14 protein-coding genes are annotated in these 18113 nt (G+C 50.8%); 12 read left to right on the top strand and 2 right to left on the bottom strand.

The annotated features are described in order from the left end of the window. Window positions 1-25 precede the first annotated feature (25 nt). The 9 genes from AC23NW_RS09640 (at window position 26) to AC23NW_RS09680 (ending at window position 11542) form a co-directional block, all read left to right on the top strand. Window positions 26-3490, top strand: coding sequence for a response regulator (locus AC23NW_RS09640; protein ID WP_487449133.1), 3465 nt, complete (start codon window positions 26-28; stop codon window positions 3488-3490). Window positions 3491-3493: 3 nt separating this feature from the next. Further along, a complete protein-coding gene (locus tag AC23NW_RS09645) occupies window positions 3494-4327 on the top strand; it encodes a CheR family methyltransferase (RefSeq protein ID WP_487449135.1) in 834 nt (277 codons plus the stop codon). Beyond that, window positions 4324-4908, top strand: coding sequence for a chemotaxis protein CheB (locus AC23NW_RS09650; RefSeq protein WP_310587068.1), 585 nt, complete (start codon window positions 4324-4326; stop codon window positions 4906-4908). The genes AC23NW_RS09645 and AC23NW_RS09650 overlap by 4 nt, the downstream gene beginning before the upstream one ends. Before the next feature lie 10 nt (window positions 4909-4918). Beyond that, window positions 4919-6028 carry a sensor histidine kinase gene (locus tag AC23NW_RS09655; RefSeq protein WP_293835747.1) on the top strand — a complete coding sequence of 370 codons (1110 nt, stop codon included), beginning with the start codon at window positions 4919-4921 and terminating at the stop codon, window positions 6026-6028. A gap of 233 nt (window positions 6029-6261) precedes the next feature. Then, on the top strand, window positions 6262-6678 hold the full coding sequence (locus AC23NW_RS09660) for a response regulator transcription factor (RefSeq protein WP_293835744.1): 417 nt from the start codon (window positions 6262-6264) through the stop codon (window positions 6676-6678). Window positions 6679-6746: 68 nt separating this feature from the next. Next, window positions 6747-7913 (top strand): sugar transferase, encoded by a 1167-nt coding sequence (locus AC23NW_RS09665; RefSeq protein ID WP_487449137.1) that lies wholly within the window; start codon window positions 6747-6749, stop codon window positions 7911-7913. Continuing rightward, complete coding sequence (locus AC23NW_RS09670) at window positions 7913-8803, top strand: glycosyltransferase family 2 protein (protein ID WP_487449139.1); 891 nt, start codon at window positions 7913-7915, stop codon at window positions 8801-8803. Before AC23NW_RS09665 ends, AC23NW_RS09670 begins: the two co-directional genes overlap by 1 nt. A 33-nt stretch (window positions 8804-8836) precedes the next feature. Beyond that, window positions 8837-10048, top strand: a complete 1212-nt coding sequence (locus AC23NW_RS09675; protein WP_487449141.1) for a glycosyltransferase family 2 protein — start codon at window positions 8837-8839, stop codon at window positions 10046-10048. A 45-nt stretch (window positions 10049-10093) separates the two neighbouring features. Next, window positions 10094-11542, top strand: coding sequence for an O-antigen ligase family protein (locus AC23NW_RS09680; protein ID WP_487449143.1), 1449 nt, complete (start codon window positions 10094-10096; stop codon window positions 11540-11542). Here AC23NW_RS09680 and AC23NW_RS09685 read toward each other — a convergent pair. After that, window positions 11526-12146 carry an acyltransferase gene (locus AC23NW_RS09685; RefSeq protein WP_487449145.1) on the bottom strand — a complete coding sequence of 207 codons (621 nt, stop codon included), beginning with the start codon at window positions 12144-12146 and terminating at the stop codon, window positions 11526-11528. The genes AC23NW_RS09680 and AC23NW_RS09685 overlap by 17 nt on opposite strands. A 6-nt stretch (window positions 12147-12152) precedes the next feature. After that, a complete protein-coding gene (locus tag AC23NW_RS09690) occupies window positions 12153-13340 on the bottom strand; it encodes a glycosyltransferase (protein WP_487449147.1) in 1188 nt (395 codons plus the stop codon). Between the two features lie 322 nt (window positions 13341-13662). Here AC23NW_RS09690 and AC23NW_RS09695 point away from each other — a divergent pair, with 322 nt between their 5' ends. From AC23NW_RS09695 to AC23NW_RS09705, 3 genes are all read left to right on the top strand, one after another. After that, on the top strand, window positions 13663-14409 hold the full coding sequence (locus AC23NW_RS09695) for a TolC family protein (protein WP_487449148.1): 747 nt from the start codon (window positions 13663-13665) through the stop codon (window positions 14407-14409). Window positions 14410-14475: 66 nt separating this feature from the next. Further along, complete coding sequence (locus AC23NW_RS09700) at window positions 14476-16647, top strand: GumC family protein (protein WP_487449149.1); 2172 nt, start codon at window positions 14476-14478, stop codon at window positions 16645-16647. 28 nt (window positions 16648-16675) lie between these two features. After that, window positions 16676-18112 carry an MOP flippase family protein gene (locus AC23NW_RS09705; protein ID WP_487449150.1) on the top strand — a complete coding sequence of 479 codons (1437 nt, stop codon included), beginning with the start codon at window positions 16676-16678 and terminating at the stop codon, window positions 18110-18112. Window position 18113: the final 1 nt, after the last annotated feature.

An 18113-nucleotide genomic window follows, 5' to 3' on the forward strand; every position in this document is an offset into this window, starting at 1 on the left:
TTCCTGCTCTTATTGATAAACGTTTATGAGACTTTCATCGTCTAACTGGCTTCATCTGGGGTCAGCGCTGATTATTGGCGTGGGTGTTATGCTGGGAACCATGTTTTTCAGAACCATTAGCCGCCAGATTGATGAAGCAGCATGGGTCCGGGAAAAACACCAGACCATCAACCAGTTGCTCACCGTGGAAAAATTACTGGTGGATATGGAAACCGGACAGCGCGCGTTCCGGCTCACCAGTCAGAAACGCTTTCTGATACCATTTACGCAGGCCTTACCGCAGGTTGAAATTGCCCTTAAAAAAACCGGTGATCTTACGAAAGACGATCCCCGGCAGCTTGACCGGTTTGAACGGGTCCGGTTACAGACCGGACATCTGATACAGTTCTGGAGCGAACTGTCCGAACACAGCCAGGACAACGATGCCGGTAACGCCCTGCAACTCACTGTCCAGGAAAAAAAACAGATGGATGAGGTCCGGCTTGGGCTGTCGCAGCTGATCCGGGTAGAACAGCAGGAACTGGATGATCATGAAAAAGAAACGGCATCCTGGGTTGATTCCATGACCTTCAACAGTGTGCTGGGAACGGCACTTCTGTTTTTAGTGGCTGCAATCATTACATACTTCTACTTCCTTGAATTCAAAAAGCAAAAAGATGTTGAGGATAAATTACAGCATTCGTTTGCTGAACTTGAAACCTTTAACGAGCAGACCCGCGAACGGAACTGGTACCTGACCGGGGTTGCCACGCTGAATGATGCGCTACAGAACCTGAACGAAGTAGGATCGGTCAGCAAGGAGGCGCTGAATGTACTGGTTCAGTATCTGAAAGTACCGGTAGCGGCTTTTTATTGCTTTGATGACCATAACCAGCAGCTGGAACTGATTGCATCGGTGGCGTTGCCGGATTCAGCTCCGAAAGTGTTCAAACCCGGCGAGGGGCTGATCGGACAGGCCGCCAAAAGCAGGGAGATTCAGATCACGGACCAGATACCGGCAACGTTCTGGCACATTCAGTCGGCAAGCGGACAGCACGTACCGAAGCAGGTCGTATGTATCCCGCTCTGGAACGGTAAGGAGCTCAAAGGCGTCATCGAGTTCGGAACATTCGATGGATTATCTTCACAGGCGATGACACTGCTGAAGGGTATTGCTAAAGATATTGCTGTGGCTATCAACGCGGTACAGTCACGGGCTAAAATCATGAGCCTGCTTGAACAGGTGCAGCAGCAGAAAGGCATTCTGGAAAATCAGCAGGACGAACTCCGGCAGACCAACGAAGAACTGACCCGGCAAACCGAAAGCCTGCAGGCGTCCGAAGAGGAATTACGGGTGCAGGAAGAAGAACTGCGCCAGATCAATACGGAGCTTGAAGAACGGAATGCGGCCATGGAGGTTACCCGGCAGGCGCTGGCTCTGAAAGCAAAAGAGCTGGAAATCACCAGTAAATATAAGTCCGAGTTTCTGGCCAATATGTCGCACGAACTCCGCACGCCGCTCAACAGCGTGTTAATTCTGGCCGGCCTTCTTTCCGAAAACAAGAATAAAAACCTGACCGATAAACAGGTCGAATATGCCCATGTCATTCAGAAGTCAGGGTCTGATTTACTCAAACTGATCAATGATATTCTGGACCTGTCAAAAATCGAGGCCGGTAAAATTGACTTCCAGTTTGAGGATGTGGCAACCGACAGTATTCTCCGCGACCTGAACCAGCTGTTCAAGGTTGTGGCCGAAGAAAAAGGCGTTTCGCTGGTGACGGATATCAGAAAGTCAGTGCCCGAAACGCTGCATACGGATAAACAGCGGCTGGAACAGGTTATTCAGAACCTGTTGTCGAATGCGCTGAAATTTACGCCGAAAGGGGGCACGGTGAGCCTGACATTCGACGTAAGCAATCAGTTCAGCGGTTTCACCAATGAATCCTTGTCATTAGCCAGCCATGTGCTGCGTATTTCGGTTGCCGATACCGGCATTGGCATTCCGCTTGATAAACAGCAGCTTATCTTTGAGGCCTTCCAGCAGGCAGACGGATCGACCAACCGTAAGTTTGGCGGAACAGGGCTTGGACTGTCGATTGTTAAGGAGCTGGTCCGGCGGTTGGGCGGAGAAATCAGGCTCCAGAGTGAGGCAGGAAAAGGGAGCATTTTTACCATTTACCTCCCGCAATCCGGCGGTATGGCAGTCGAAACCGATCAGGAGCCTGAGCTGGTCGCTGTACCGGCGATGGCCGGGCTGCCGAAAACAGACTTGCCCGGTGAGGTAGCGACAGGTGGTACCGGTATGGCGGAAGACGACCGGGAGGATATCCGGGAGGGCGACCGGATCGTACTGATTATTGAGGATGATCCTGTGTTTGCCCGGATTGTACGCGATGTGGCAAGGGCAAAGCAGTATAAGACCGTCATTGCGCTGCAGGGCGATGAAGGCATGGAACTGGCCCGTCACTATAAACCGTCGGCCATCATTCTGGACATGAAGCTGCCCGTGGTTGATGGCTGGAGCATCCTGAGCTGGCTGAAGAACGATGCACGCCTGAAGTCGATACCGGTGCATGTGATTTCCGGCGCCGATGAGGTCAGGCTCTCGGATAACGGACTACAGGCTTATCTCCAGAAACCGGTAACGAAACAGGATCTCGACAATGTATTTGCGTTGCTGGATACACAGCTGGGCGGGCAACCTAAAAAAGTAATGGTGCTTTCCGGACAGGAAACGGTACCCGGCTCACTCTCTGCCTTTATCCGGCAGCGCTATGGTGACCTGATCTGTGAGTACGCGGCCACACCGGAGGAGATGCTGCATCGTCTGGCAGAAAATCATTATGATTGCCTCCTGGTGGACATCCGTGGTAAGCTCCGGACCGGTATGACGGAACTGGAGCAGATAAATGAACCGGTAAAAGCATCAAATCTGCCCGTAATCTGTTATATTAACGAAGACCTGACAACGGCCGATGAACGCCGGCTGAAGCGGGTGACCAATGCCGTTATCCGGGAGTCTGCCCAGTCGTCTGAGCGACTTATGGATGAGCTCGAACTGTTCCTGTATAAAGTACGGGAAGAGCAGCCGGAAAAGCTGCCTACGGCTGAACAACCGGCGGCAACGGCTTCCCTGAAAGGGAAAAAAGTACTGCTCGTCGATGATGACATGCGGAATGTATTTGCCCTGAGTACCTTACTCGATGAGCAGCACATGGACGTGATAACGGCTGATAACGGGCGGGAAGCACTGGAAATGCTGGAAGAACACACCGACATTGACATTGTGCTCATGGATATTATGATGCCGGAAATGGACGGGTATGAAGCAACCCGCCGGATTCGGCAGGAGTTAGGTATGACCGGCCTGCCGGTTATTGCCCTGACCGCGAAAGCCATGCCCGGCGACCGTGAAAAGGTTATTGAGGCCGGTGCATCCGATTATATAACCAAACCAGTTGATAGTTCAAGGCTGTTTTCGCTGATGCGGATCTGGCTGTCCCGGTAACGTATGTCGCAACCACCCCATGCTCAGCTGACCACCGACGAACTGGATGAAATCATTGATCTCATCTGGCGGCAATATGGCTATGATTTCAGCCACTATGCGCGCGCATCGCTGATGCGGCGGGTGACACGGTGTATGCTGAATGCCGGATTCCGGAACGGGTACGAGCTTAGATACCACCTGACCAACGACCCGAATTTTTTTTACTGGTTTCTGCAGACACTGACGGTGAACGTGACGGAAATGTTCCGCGATCCGATGGTGTACCGTGAGCTGCGGGAAAAGGTGCTGCCTAAACTGGCATCCTATCCGGTTATTAAGGTGTGGCATGCGGGCTGTGCTACAGGGGAAGAAGTATTTTCGATGGCTATTCTGCTGCACGAGGCCGGCCTGCTGAACCGTGCCCGGCTCTATGCCACCGATATCAACCCGGCGAATCTTGAGCAGGCCCGCAAAGGGGTCATCCCCGTGCACCCGATGAAGGAATATGCCCATAATTACCGGCAGTCGGGCGGGAAACGGGAATTTGCCGGTTACTTTTCGTTCTTTAACGAAGGCGCTGAGTTTAAACCTGAATTGCGGAAAGACATAATTTTTGCCCAGCACAATCTGGTTAGTGATCAGGTTTTTAACGAATTTCAGCTGATTATTTGCCGGAATGTGATGATTTATTTTGACAAAGTGCTGCAAAACCGGGTTACTACATTGTTCTATGATAGTCTGTCCCCGCTGGGGTATCTGATGACCGGAATGAAGGAGTCGCTCCTTTTTACGAACGTTAGTCCGAATTTTGAGGAAATAAGCGCAGGGTTACGCATTTATCGCCGCAGAAAATGAGCTTGATGACAGGGAAACAGGTCGAGATACTGGCAATCGGCGGATCCGCCGGCAGTATACCGGTTTTAATCAGTTTGCTTAAATCCTTATCGCCCCCGATCCCGTATACTATACTTATTGTCATTCACAGATTAAAAAACGTTCATAGCGAACTTTCTTTATTACTTTCGGAAGGGTTAGGTACCCTGCAGGTAATTGAGCCGGATGATAAGATGCCGCTGTCACCACAGGGCGTGTATCTGGCCCCCCAGAACTACCACCTGCTGATCGAGACCGATCTGACGTTCTGTCTCGATTATTCGGAACCCGTGCTGTTCAGCCGCCCGTCTATTGACGTGACATTCGACAGCGTTGCACAGGTATTTGGTCCGGGCGCCGTGGCTATTTTACTGAGCGGCGCCAACGAAGACGGTTCAAAAGGGATCAGAAGAATACTGGATAGGGGCGGGACAGCCCTGATTCAGGCACCCCACACCGCTGCCTATCAATCCATGCCACAGGCCGCAATCCGGCATAATGATGATGCAATTGTATTGCAACCAGATGAACTGATTGAGTTTCTGAAGAGCTCAATGGGGTAAACACTCGTTTATGACATCAACGTTACTAAAAAGACCGTTCACCATCTTATTGGTTGATGACCGGGAGGAAAATTTACTGGCTCTGGAAGACATGCTGGAGCAGGAAGGGCGTGAATTTATCAAAGCTACGTCCGGAAATGAGGCATTACGCCATGCACTGAAAAACGACCGGATCGGGTTGATTATGCTGGATGTGCAGATGCCCGGTATGGATGGCTTTGAGGTAGCCAGGCTGCTTAAAACAAACCCGAAAACAAGGGATATTTCCATTATTTTCGTTACTGCCATCAGCAAGGAAGAGCAGTATATTCTGAAAGGATTTGACGAAGGAGCGGTTGACTATCTCCAGAAACCGCTGGACATTAATGTAACCAAGGCTAAGGTAAATGTCTTTGAGCGGCTGTATCAATACCAGCGTGGCCTGAAGGAAACGGTCAGCGAAGTAGAGAAAATCAATAAACAGCTCGAAAAATTTGTTTACATCGTTGCCCATGATCTGAAATCACCGCTGACCGGAATGATCGGTGCCCTTACCCTGCTCGAACAGCGCGAAGCGTTCGGTCTGGATCAGGAAGATGTGAACGAGTACATTAAACATTCGAAAGAAGCGTCGACTTATCTATCAGATATGATTAACGCCTTACTGGATTATTCACGGAAAAGCATCACCCAGCAGACTATCGAAGACGTTGATACCCAGGAACTGGTCGGGCAGATTGCGAAACTGCTGTTCCCGCCGCGCGGTATCCGGATCGAGATCAAAGGTACACTGCCGGTTGTGAAAGCAAACCGGATGAAGCTGCAGCAGGTCTTTCAGAACCTGCTGAGCAATGCCGTAAAATACCATGATAAACAGGATGGTTTTGTGGAGGTAAGCTGCCGGGATAACGGTGAATTTGTGACCTATTATGTGCAGGATAACGGGCCTGGTATCCCTATGGAAGATCAGCAGACTATTTTCCGGTTGTTTCAGACGTCGGTAAATCAATCGGGGACCGATTCAAGTACGGGAGTCGGCCTGTCGATTCTGAAACTGATTGTCGAGGAGCAGGGCGGGCAGATTAAACTCAAGTCCAGCCCGGATACAGGAAGCCTGTTTTCATTTGACTGGCGAAAATGAACAGCCATTTTTTTTTCATTAAAAAAGGTGAAAATTGCCAGTACCAATTGGTAAGAATGGGGATATGATTGTTTTCTCAAAATTGTAATCGTAACTTAAAGTGATAAAATTTTTAAGTATCGGTTACTTTTTTGTGTCTGCCGATATTAAGGGAATAACGGGCAGGAGAGGAGCAAAAATGTGCATTAATTCTTGAATAAAGCTACATATTTATTAAAATAGTTATCCGGATTATGGAAAAAAGATACAATGTGATGATTGTTGAAGACGATGCGTTTATCCGCAAAGTGCTCCGGCAAAGTTTACATCAGGATTTTGAGGTGATTTCGCATATTAATGCGTTTGAAGCCATGGACTGGCTGGAGAAGGGAAATCCTGTTGACATCATTCTGACAGACCTGAAAATGCCGTTTATGAATGGCCAGGAGTTCATCCGCACAATTCGTGCCAGCGCATTGTTCGGAAAGACGCCGATTATCATTTTATCAACTTTTGATGATAGTGCGACCCGGATTGCCTGTCTGGAAGAGGGAGCTGATGACTACATGATCAAGCCGTTTAACCCAATGGAGGTGAAAGCCAAAATCATGGCCGTATTACGCCGGACTGAACACCGGGTAAAGCCATCGTCTGCCGGTGCTGCTGATTAAGCCCTATCCGACAACAAAAGTACCGTCATAACGATCGTTACCGGACCATCTGCAATCAGCATTGCCCCATGGAACAACAGGAAGAAAAGAAAGTTACATTCCGGCTTCTTCTGGTAGAAGCTGATCCCTCGCGTATTCAGGCGTTTAAAACCAGTTTCGGCGACATGGTACAGGTCTCGGCTGAGCCCGACGGAGCCGATGCCTTGTTGTATGTTGAGTTAGGAAATCCGGTTGATCTGGTTATTTTCAATGATGAACTTGGGTACCTGACATTCCTGCGCGGCATCGCCGACAGTCACTTTTTTGACGATACCCGTGTTATTCTGCTGAGCTCCGATACCGGTGTTAAGCAGGAAGCAGCACCTTACCGGAAGTATATTGTAGATGTGTTTCCGAAAGCCTATAAAAGCGAAACGCTCGGCCGGCGGATTCAGTATTTCATCCAGAAAAAGCAGTATCAGGAGGCAGACAAGCCACAGTATAAGCCGGCCCCGATCCGGATGCCGGCCGGAAAGCGGGCGTTCGATATTCTGGTTTCTTCGGTGATGCTGCTTATGCTGTCTCCGCTGCTGATTGTGGTGGCCATCCTGATCCGGCTGGATTCCAAAGGACCGATTTTCTACAAATCGAAGCGGGTTGGTACGGGCTACAAAATTTTCGACATGTATAAATTCCGGACCATGAAAACCGGAGCGGATAAGCTCATTTCGGGCATGGCTTCCCAGAATATGTACAACAAGGTAATCGAAGAGCCGGAAATGGATTTGTGTGACGAGTGTGTGCTGGCCGGTACATCGTGTCAGCGGCCGCTGTTCCTGGATAATGAGCAGGTTTGTGAAAAACTCTATCACCGGAAGCAGAAGGCAAAGGCTACGTTTATGAAATTTAAGGAAGATCCGCGGATTACGGGGTTGGGTAAATTTCTCCGTAACTCCAGTATTGACGAACTGCCGCAGCTGATTAATATTTTCAAGGGCGATATGTCGTTTGTCGGCAACCGGCCGTTACCGCCTTACGAAGCCGAAAAACTCACCGTGGCGGGATATGCCCGGCGGTTTGCTGCGCCGGCTGGCCTGACAGGGCTCTGGCAGGTAACCAAACGCGGTAAGGCAGGCGTATCGGATCTGGAACGGATACAGCTGGATGTGCTCTATGCCAAAAAATACTCCTTTAAAACGGACCTGATTATCATGATCCGGACGGTGAAAGCCTTATTCCAGAAAGAAAACGTCTGATGGCAACACCAATCGTTTCGCTGATTACGATCAATTATAATCAGGCGCAGGTGACCTGCGATATGCTGGCCTCTACCCGCGTTCTGACCTATCCGGCGTTTGAAGTAATTGTGGTCGATAACGGTTCCCGTGACGATCCGCGGCCATTGATCGAACAGGGCAACTATCCGAACGTGACGGTTATTATGAGTCCGGAGAACCTTGGGTTTTCAGGGGGTAATAATCTGGGAATCAGCCATGCAAAGGGAGAGTATCTTTTTCTGCTGAACAACGATACCATTGTAACACCGGACCTGATTACCAACCTGCTGGGGCCGTTTCTGAAGAATCCCTCAGTGGGCGTGACCTGTCCTAAAATCCGGTTTTACGATCAGCCCGGGATACTGCAGTATGCCGGTTATCATCCGTTAAGCCGTTTTACCGGCCGGACCTGGGCCGTTGGGCTTATGGAAGAGGATAAAGGACAGTATAATCAGGGTGGCCCAACGTTTTTTGCGCACGGGGCGGCCATGATGGTCAGCCGGAAGGTACTTGAAGCGGCGGGTTCACTGGACGACAGCTTTTTTCTGTATTACGAAGAGCTGGACTGGTCGGCGCGGATCCGGAAAGCCGGCTTTGTGATCTACTACGAACCATCGGCCCTGATTTATCACCGCGAGTCAATGAGTGTCGGCAAACAGAGCGCCCTGAAAGTCTACTATCACATCCGGAACCGGCTTTGGTTTATGCGCCGCAATGTAACGGGGGTACCGTTATGGATATTCTGTGTATATTACTTTCTGTTAGCCGTTCCGAAAGCGGCATTCGGTTACCTGCTCCGTGGTGAATGGACATCACTGAAAGCAGTAGGCCGGGCCATCGGCTGGAACCTGACGCACAGGCCTGCCTAGTCTATACCATACTTACTGAAAATCCTGACGTTTATGCTAGAAATACTACTGGTTATTGCCATACTACTGGTGCTGTATACCTATGTCGGGTACGGACTCGTAGTCTGGCTGCTCATCAAAATCCGCGGCCCCTACAAAGCAACGGATCGTATAGCCGGTCCGTTTGATCCGGAAGTTACCCTTATTGTTCCGGCATACAATGAAATGGCCTGTCTGCCGGAAAAGGTTGCCAACTCACTGGCGCAGGAATATCCGGCCGATAAGCTGCGGATTTTATTTGTCACAGAAGGTTCCACCGACGGTTCGGAGGAATACCTGCACGCAACCCATGGTGACCGGATTGCTGTATTGGGGGGGAGCCGGCGGCGGGGCAAAGTGGCGGCTATGAACGAGGCCATGCTGCTGGTAAAGACCCCGATTGCCATCTTCACCGATGCGAATACCCAACTCAACAAACAGGCCGTACGGCTGATTGTCGAGCAGTTCCGCGATCCCAAAACCGGTGCGGTAGCGGGCGAAAAACGGATTCTTACCGCCGATAGTGAATCGGCAGCCGGAGCGGGAGAAGGGCTTTACTGGAAATATGAATCACAGCTGAAAAAATGGGATGCCGAACTGTACAGCATTGTCGGTGCTGCCGGCGAGTTGTTTGCTGTCCGGACTGAACTGTACGAGCCTGTTGAAACGGATACGATCCTCGATGACTTCATGATCTCCCTGCGCATTGCCGGCCGTGGTTACCGGGTCGGGTATGAACCGGATGCCTATGCGCTCGAACATCCATCGTTTTCAATTCTGGACGAAGAAAAGCGTAAAATACGAATCTCAGCCGGTGGTTTTCAGTCTATTGTCCGGCTTGCGTACCTGCTGAATCCGTTCAGATATGGCATACTGACGTTTGAATATGTGTCGCACCGTGTCTCCCGCTGGGCCGTAGCACCGGTTTGTCTGGTCGCTATTCTGTTGCTGAATGCCCTGCTTATTGTCCAGCCGGAAGCGGAACTGTCCCCGTTGTTTCTGGTCTGGGTAGTGCTGATGGCGGGGCAGGTTTTCTTTTATGCCGTCGCCTGGCTGGGCTATTTGCTCGAAAAACGGCAGCTACGCTGGAAAGCCGCCTTTGTCCCTTTTTATTTTACCTTCATGAATGTGTCTGCGCTGAAAGGTCTGGTCCGATACTTGCGGGGGAACCAGTCAGGGGCCTGGGAGAAAGTTCGCCGGGCAAACGAGGCTGTCATTCAAAAGTAGCGGGTGGCAGTTTCGTGAAAGGGCTCCCCGGCCAACGGATTGTCCATGCAAATCAATAGCGTGTTAAGTCGTTCCCATCTGGAAAATAAAAACTGGCTTTACAGTGTAGCAGGTACTGCCGCTGCGTTCGTGTGTGGCATTCTGATTGCTACGTTAGGCATTGCCGGTATTGGCCTGTGCGTGGTTGCTCCGGTTGGTATCGGGCTCGTAACGGGCATCCTGATGTCGCCGCGTTTCGGGCTACTGGTGTATTTGCAGTATAGCTTTCTGGTGAATATTCTCGCCCGCTTTCTACCGGTTAGTGCACCGTTCGGGCTGGTAGTGGATGGCTTACTGGCTCTGATTCTGCTGAGCCTGCTGTTCAACGGCCGCCGGTTAAACTGGGCTAATCTGAAGAATCCGACGTTTTTTCTGGTCGGAACCTGGTTTTTGTATAACGTAATGGAGCTGGCTAATCCGGAGGCTCCGTATAAACCGGCCTGGTTTTTCCATGTGCGCGCGTTTTCGATGCACTGGTTTTTTGTCACGATCATTGTGCTGGTAACGCCCATCAAGCGATCAGACATCCTGTTGCTGTTGCGTACGTGGCTGATCTGGTCGGTTTTTGCGGCTATCTGGGCTTTCAAGCAGCAGTATCTCGGATTAACACAGTCGGAACTGGAATGGCTTAACTCGGCGGGCGGGAAAACGCACCTGCTTTTCGGGCACCTCCGGAGCTGGTCGTACTATACCGATGCCTCTCAGTTCGGGGCTGAAATGGCGGGTTTGGCCCTGATCTGTCTGATTTTCTTTTTTGAGGAGGATAAGTGGCTTGTCCGGCTAAGCTATCTGGGTTTGGCCTTTGTCTATTTCTGGGGATATGCCGTTTCCGGTACGCGGAGTGCCTTGTTTGTCTTTATTGCAGGCTACGGCTTTTATCTATTGCTGAAACGTGATTTTACGAAGATCGCTCTTGGGCTGAGTGTAGCAATACCGGTGTTACTGATGTTGTTATACACCGACATTGGTAATCAGAACTATCAGGTGTACCGGATCCGCACGGCCCTGAAACCGATGGAAGACCCCTCGTTTCTGGTGCGACTGGAAAATCAGGCTAAACTCGCTAACTACCTGCGCTATCTGCCATTCGGAGCAGGTATCGGTACGGCGGCCGACGCAGGAGCGCGGTTTTCGCCCGGGCATTTTGCAGCCCAGATTCCGCCTGATAGCTGGTATGTTGAACTATGGATCGAAACCGGTGTCGTCGGCGTGTATTTATACGTGGCCATGTTGCTGGCTATCGTTGGGGTCGGGGTTTATCGCATCTGGCATCTCAATGATCCCTGGCTGAGCAAGATCATGGGCATGTTCATTGCCGAATTCGTCGGAATCGCCGTCATGGGGTATTCGAATCCCGTGTTAGGTCAGTTCCCGACCAGCACCATGCTGTACCTGACTTCACTGGCCTTTACGACCTGCAACCGCTGGGATACACCGGCTAAGAGACCGGCCTGATCCAGGCTTTTTGCGCAGCGTCGTACTGTTTCAGCAGGCGGGCCGGATTACCACCGACAACGGAGTAGGGCGGTACGTCTTTGGTGACCACACTACCGCCTGCCACGACGGAGTGGTGGCCAACGGTGACCCCGGCCGTGATAACAGCATTGGCACCGATCCAGCATTCGGGTTCGATGGTGATGCGTCTGGTCGTAACGGGTTGGCGATGAATGGGGGTATGGATGTCTTCATATTCGTGATTCAGGCCGGACATGACTACATGCTGGGCAATGATCACATCGGCGCCGATCACCACGGGGCCGATCACTACTGAACCGATGCCCACCAGTGAATTGTCGCCGATGGAAACGTCACCGACCCCGTTGTTGACGACGCAGAAATCTTCGATGGCGCTGTTGGCACCCATCGAAAACCCATTAAACGGCAGGACATCCATGCGGGCCGATGACCGGACGGACGAGCGGCGGTGGCGCTGGTGCATAAACGGATTGACAAACCATTTAACCCATAATCGGGGCCGTGCCTGCCCTGTCGGTATCAGCATCCAGTGGACCAGTTTTTTTACCGCAGGGCGGCTGTCGAGATATGATTTAAGAGACATAACAGATTAAATGACAGTCAGTTTGCTGACAGCATCAATGAGTTTTTGCATGGAGTTTTCCCAGGTGTGCTCGCGGGCAAAGGCAATACCGGCTTCGGCCGATGACGGGAAGTGACCCTGAAGTGCCTCGTCAACGTACCGGACAAATTCACCGGCATCGCGGGCAAGGTAAACGTGGTCGGTGAAAATACCCATCGTCTCGGTTTTGACGGCCACGACCGGTTTTCCCATTGCCAGGTACTCGTCGATCTTACGCGGGTAGTTACCGATCGTAACCTCGTTGACGATCTGGGGATTAATCAGGACGTCGAGGTGGGCGAGGTAAGCCGGAATTTCATGAGCCGGTTTAGAACCGAGAAACGTGATATTGGGCTGGGCACTGAGCCGGTCTTTCCGGATCGAATCGTCGGTGTGGCCAATCAGCACAACCTGCCAGTCCGGGCGCTGACGGGCAACGGCCTCAATCAGGTCAACGTCAAGGCGGAGGCCGGTCAGTGCTCCGGCATAGCCGATACGCGGTCCGGGTAATGCCGCCAGATCGGCAGGAACGGGTGGTGCAGCGGTCGGATCAAAGAGCGTTAAATCGCAGCCCTGACCGATGTCAATAGCGTTCGGATTATACCGGGCGGCCTGGTTGGCAAGGTAGAGCGAATTACTCGCTACCAGATCTGCGTTCGCCATGAGCAGCGGTTCAAGCCGGAGACCATGTTTTTTCCAGTAATCGACCGCCAGAAAATTGTCGCGCAGGTAATAAACGGAGGCCGCCGGCCGGAGGAGTTCTTTGTGGTAAAACCCCTGGATCATGTCATTATCATTGATCAGGACAAACGATGGCCAGCCAAGTTTTTTGATAGACGCCGCGATTTCATGCGCCACAGCCTGACCGTTGCGGCGGTTCAGCCAGTCGAACAACGGACCGTCGGGCAGAAAATTGATGGAGGCGAGGACGGAGGCCGGATTCAGTACCCACAGGTTTGGCTCGTCTTCGAACAGGCGCTGACCCTGGTGCTGGTCCAGAAACTGTTGACGGGCCTTACCGCGACCGGCCGGATCTTTATAAACGGTGGTCCAGTCCATCGGATCGTTGACAAACAGAACGGAATGATTCCGGGCTAAACAGCGGGCCATGTCACGGATGTTGCTGCCCAGATTTTTTTCTTCCCAGGGTTGCCGGGAGGTGATAACGAAGTTCATGCCCGTGGGATGGGTTGAATGAAAAAAAAGTTACCGCTTTGGGCGAATATGTGTTACTTTTTTAATTTGAGCGATATTAACAAACGAAATAAGTTTCATTGTTAACTCAAATCGTAAAGCGATCATATTGACCTGAAAAGCCAAATATTGTCATTAATTTTAAAAAAAGAGCGATTCCCGTACAACTTTTGCTGGTGATTAATGCAGCTGAAAACGGGTTTTCGCAGGTAAATCCGGATCGCAACACGCTATGGGGACACGCAGGTATATACAAAGGATAAAACGACAAATTAAGCCATATGCCCTTGTATGTGGGATTGTAATGACCGGATTATCACCGGTCGCCGGGCAGTCGGCTCCACCGGTAGCGGCTGCGCCTCCCGCCGGAGTGGGCATCGTAATCAACGATACGCTCTATTTTGATTTCCGGAAAGACATTTCGGCCCAATTATTGCCGCTAAAAGAATTGAGTGATATGGCTGTGGCTGCTTCCCCTCTGGTGAAATATGAGCATCAGGTGACCATCAGTCAGGGGGAAGCTGTGAGACTGGCTAAATCACAGAAATTTACGAATGCGTCCGGCTTTGTCAATTACTCAACCGGTAATCAGGCGATCCTGTCGACAACGCCTACCGGCAACGATGCCATCGGGCAGATCGCCAACGGGTACCGTGCGGGGGTGACCTTGCAGCTAAGTTTGTTTGAGTTGTTCGGCCGGAAACATGAAGTCCGGATGGCGCAGTCGAACCAGCAGGCAGCCGTTTACCGCCGCGAGGCAATTGAGCAGCAAATCCGCCGTGAGCTGATTAACCTGTATCAGGACTTGCTGACGGCCCAGCGGATTTTACTGGTGAAGATGCTGGATGAAGAAAACTCACTGACTGCGCTGCGGATTGCTGAAATAGAAATGCAGCAGCGCAAGCTGGATCCCAATACGCTGGCCAATGTGAGTAACCGCTACTCGATCGTTAAATCGTCGACGGAGGAGGTAAAAGGCCAGTTATTAAAGAGCTTTTATCAGCTGGAAGCGTTGGTCGGCGCACCGATGCAGCAGTTGAGGCGGAAGTAAATTTGCCGGAAGGCAGATCAAGGATTTATAGGCAGCTATACCGGTCTGACCGGTTTATGATACGATATGATTTCAAAACTATTTCTGCGGATACTGAAACAATATGCTTATTTGTTCGTGCTGTTACCGTTGATTACGGCAGGGACAGTGGCTTTATTGACTCAAAATCAAAAGAAAACGTACTTATCTCAGGCAACGATCTATACCGGTCTGGCATCCGGCTACTCACTGAATGCCAACAAAAACAACGCGTCGTTCGACTATTCCGGCGTCAGTAATGCGTTTGATAATCTCCTGACTGCCTTAAACTCCAAGGAAACACTACACCAGATTGCCGTTAGCCTGCTGGCAAAACATCTGCAGGTTTCGCAGCCGGATACACTCGTACTGGCCGTGCCGGGCTTCGATAAACTAAAACAGGCGATACCGGATCCGTTACGCCGTGAGATGCTGTCGGCCGGTTCGCCGGCCCTGATCTATGCCCGGATAGATAGCCTGTCACGCTCCGAAAAAGAGAACCCTGTTAAGGCACTGCTATTTCGTTCGGAGACATATTATTCGGTAAATCAGATTGCCAAAAAGCTGATTGCTAACCGGAAAAGCTCCAGTGATATGCTGGAAATGAGCTATGAAGCCGACGATGCGGCAGTGGCTCAGCAAACCCTGCAATACGCCATCGGTATTCTGAACGCCCGTTATACTGCCCTGAAAAGTGCGGACAGCAATCCGGTAGTTACCTATTACGAAGACAAATCGAAAGAAGCCAAACGGAGGCTGGATGAAGCCGAAGCCCGGCTGCGGTCGTTCAACGTGCAGCATGAAGTCCTGAACTTCGACGAAGAAGCCAAAAATATGGCCTTTTCGCGGGAGACGTTTGAGAATCAGTACAATCTGGAACTGATGCGGAATAATGCCGCTAAAGCTGCCATGGATGCTCTGATACGCCGGATGGGCCAGCGTGGTAATTTGCTGGCCATCAACAGCGATATGGTCAAAAAGCAACAAGAGCTTTCTGATGCTGAGCTGCAACTGGTGACGGCGATGGCCAACAACCAGGATAAAACCAAACTGCAGGAAACAGTGGCCCGGATTTCGGAAGAGCTCCGCACGATTGCCCGCCGGTATTATGCCGCCGGTGACTCGCCGGAGTCGATTCCGCAGGAAAAACTGATTGATGAGTGGCTGGCAAAAGTTATCGAATTTGAAGAGTCGGCCGCCCGGATCGGCGTCTATAAAAAACGCCTTGGCGAGTATCAGGCCAAAACAAAGGAATACAGTCCCCTCGGGTCCGATCTCCGCGAACTGAACCGCGATCTGAGCGTAGCAGAGAAGGAATACCTGACGTTACTCCAAAGCCTCAACGAGGCACGGATTCACCGGCAGGATGTTTCGATTGACGGAGAACTGAAAATTCTGGACCAGCCGAATTATCCGGCATCGCAGAAAAAAACAAGCCGGATTGTGTTTATTGGCGGTGGTATCGGCGTAGGGTTATTCCTCGCGTTGCTGGTGGTTGTAATGCGCTTCCTGCTCGACCGCCGCATCAGCTCACCGGATCAGGCAGAGTCGCTGATCGGCCGGCCTGTTTCGGCTATTTTTCCGGTTATCAAACGTTTCTCCCTGGATGCCCGCAAGAGCCGCATCGCCCTCAGTATGTATGAACAGCTGTGTAATGCGATAAACGTTGACATTGCGCGCTCGACCAGTAAAATACACCCGCCGGTCATAACCCTCATCAGCATGCGGGCGAAACAGGGCAAGACCTGGGTTGCTCACGGGCTGGCCCGGCTGTATGCCGAATCGGATCAGCGGATTGCGTACTGTTTCCCGCGCCAAAGCGACGAAGACCACGGCTTTGAGCAGGAGAATGTGACGTTTTTCCCGTACCGCGTGTTGCCGGGCTTTATGAATACCATGTCGGTTGATGAACTCATTCGCCGCGATTACCCGTTCAATCCGACAGATTTCGACAAAATAATTCTGGAGCTTCCGGCTTTTATTAACAGTCCGATTCCGGTTTATTTGGTAAATCAAACCACGGTCGCGGTGATGGTGGCGGATGCCAACAGTGTATGGGGGCGGGTAGAAAAAAACCTGCTTGATCTGTACCTGAAGGTGGCGAATCATCACATGTTGCTTGTCCTGAATAAGGTAGACGGCGAATATACCGAAGCGCCGAGCGTGGAAGAAGCCCGCATGGTCCGGATTCAGCCCGACCACCTGAATGAAGGGCGTTAATGCCGAAATACTGACCCATAAATAACGTATGAGTACTACCCGGAATGCGATTGACGGCGGGAAATGGATTACCATTTCTACGGTCATATCCACTGTGTTTCAATTTGCCCAGGTGTCGATTCTGGCGCGGCTCTTAGACCCTGCGGTGTTCGGGGTAGTCAGTGTCAGTACGCTCATTATCAACTTTTTCTACATTTTCAGCAATTTAGGATTTTCCAATTCCATCATTTACAAACAGGAAAGCGACCAACGGGTGTTATCAACGCTTTATTACGTAAGCCTGCTGATGGGCGTGCTGATCTTTATAGTTGTTTATTTCAGTGCTCCGCTGGTAGTTGCGTATTATAAAGAGCCTAAACTGGACCGGGTGATCCGGCTGGCTTCCCTCTATTTTCTGATTATCTATTTCGGGCAGTTATACCTCTTTATTCTCCAGAAAGAACTCCGGTTTAAATCCATTGCCATTATGGAAATTCTGGGAGCTTTTGTCGGCACCGGCGTAGCCATCGGACTGGCGTATAGCGGTTTTGAAGAATTATCCCTGATCTACGGGCAGCTGGCGATGCACGTTGTCCGGACTGCCATTCAGATAATGTTCGGAATCAAGCTGTTTTTTCCTTCGTTTTATTTCAATATCGGTCTGGTAAAAGAGCACATTAAATTTGGCATTTTTAATGTCGGGGACGGGCTTCTGGGCTTTGTTCAGGGTAATTCCGATAACATCATTGTCGGTGGTTTACTGGGCGTAAAAGCGTTAGGGTTTTACACAATTGCCTATCAGCTGGCGGTCTTTCCGATCAATAAACTAAATCCGATTATTCTGCAGGTAGCCTATCCGATTCTGGCGAAAATGAAAGAAAACGCCGATGAATTAAAACAATCCTACATCAAAATTCTCGACCTGATCAGTTACCTCAATATTCCTCTCCTGGCCGGGCTGTTTATCACGGCCGAAAGCGTGGTGCCGCTCCTGTATGGCGATGGGTGGGAGGAGACCATTCCGCTCATTCAGATTTTTGTCTTGCAGAGCTTTTTCAGCTGTCTGGCGCATCCGCTGTTTACGCTTGCGTTTACGAAGGGGAAACCGAATCTGCTCTTTTACCTCAACCTGGCTACATTGGTCGTCAAAATTCCGCTCTTGCTGCTTTTAGGCAAATACTGGGGCGTGACTGGCATTGCCATGGCGTTTGTGTCGGCAACCTTCTTTAATCTGGTTGTCAATTTTGGCATTGCCCATTCACTGATCGGGTCGTTTTTCGGCAAATTCCTGCGAAATATTCAAAAACCGCTCTTGTTCGCGTTACTAATGATCGCCGGCATATATCTATATAAAGTGGGCGTAGGGTATGCCGGTCCGGTACACACATTGGTGGAAATTGCCATCGGCGGACTCATTTTCGGCGCTCTGACACTCCGCTTTAAATTGTCGCTTGCTGAGATAAAAGCGTTCAGACAACAGATGTAAT

It is taken from the genome of Arsenicibacter sp. R0_47 (assembly GCF_057652235.1).

Coding starts and splice junctions, on each gene's coding strand:
- AC23NW_RS09680 (WP_487449143.1), top strand. CDS start 10,094: ATGCAAATCAATAGCGTGTTAAGTCGTTCCCATCTGGAAAATAAAAAC.
- AC23NW_RS09670 (WP_487449139.1), top strand. CDS start 7,913: ATGGCAACACCAATCGTTTCGCTGATTACGATCAATTATAATCAGGCG.
- AC23NW_RS09640 (WP_487449133.1), top strand. CDS start 26: ATGAGACTTTCATCGTCTAACTGGCTTCATCTGGGGTCAGCGCTGATT.
- AC23NW_RS09645 (WP_487449135.1), top strand. CDS start 3,494: ATGTCGCAACCACCCCATGCTCAGCTGACCACCGACGAACTGGATGAA.
- AC23NW_RS09685 (WP_487449145.1), bottom strand. CDS start 12,146: ATGTCTCTTAAATCATATCTCGACAGCCGCCCTGCGGTAAAAAAACTG.
- AC23NW_RS09650 (WP_310587068.1), top strand. CDS start 4,324: ATGAGCTTGATGACAGGGAAACAGGTCGAGATACTGGCAATCGGCGGA.
- AC23NW_RS09675 (WP_487449141.1), top strand. CDS start 8,837: ATGCTAGAAATACTACTGGTTATTGCCATACTACTGGTGCTGTATACC.
- AC23NW_RS09655 (WP_293835747.1), top strand. CDS start 4,919: ATGACATCAACGTTACTAAAAAGACCGTTCACCATCTTATTGGTTGAT.
- AC23NW_RS09665 (WP_487449137.1), top strand. CDS start 6,747: ATGGAACAACAGGAAGAAAAGAAAGTTACATTCCGGCTTCTTCTGGTA.
- AC23NW_RS09700 (WP_487449149.1), top strand. CDS start 14,476: ATGATTTCAAAACTATTTCTGCGGATACTGAAACAATATGCTTATTTG.
- AC23NW_RS09695 (WP_487449148.1), top strand. CDS start 13,663: ATGACCGGATTATCACCGGTCGCCGGGCAGTCGGCTCCACCGGTAGCG.
- AC23NW_RS09705 (WP_487449150.1), top strand. CDS start 16,676: ATGAGTACTACCCGGAATGCGATTGACGGCGGGAAATGGATTACCATT.
- AC23NW_RS09690 (WP_487449147.1), bottom strand. CDS start 13,340: ATGAACTTCGTTATCACCTCCCGGCAACCCTGGGAAGAAAAAAATCTG.
- AC23NW_RS09660 (WP_293835744.1), top strand. CDS start 6,262: ATGGAAAAAAGATACAATGTGATGATTGTTGAAGACGATGCGTTTATC.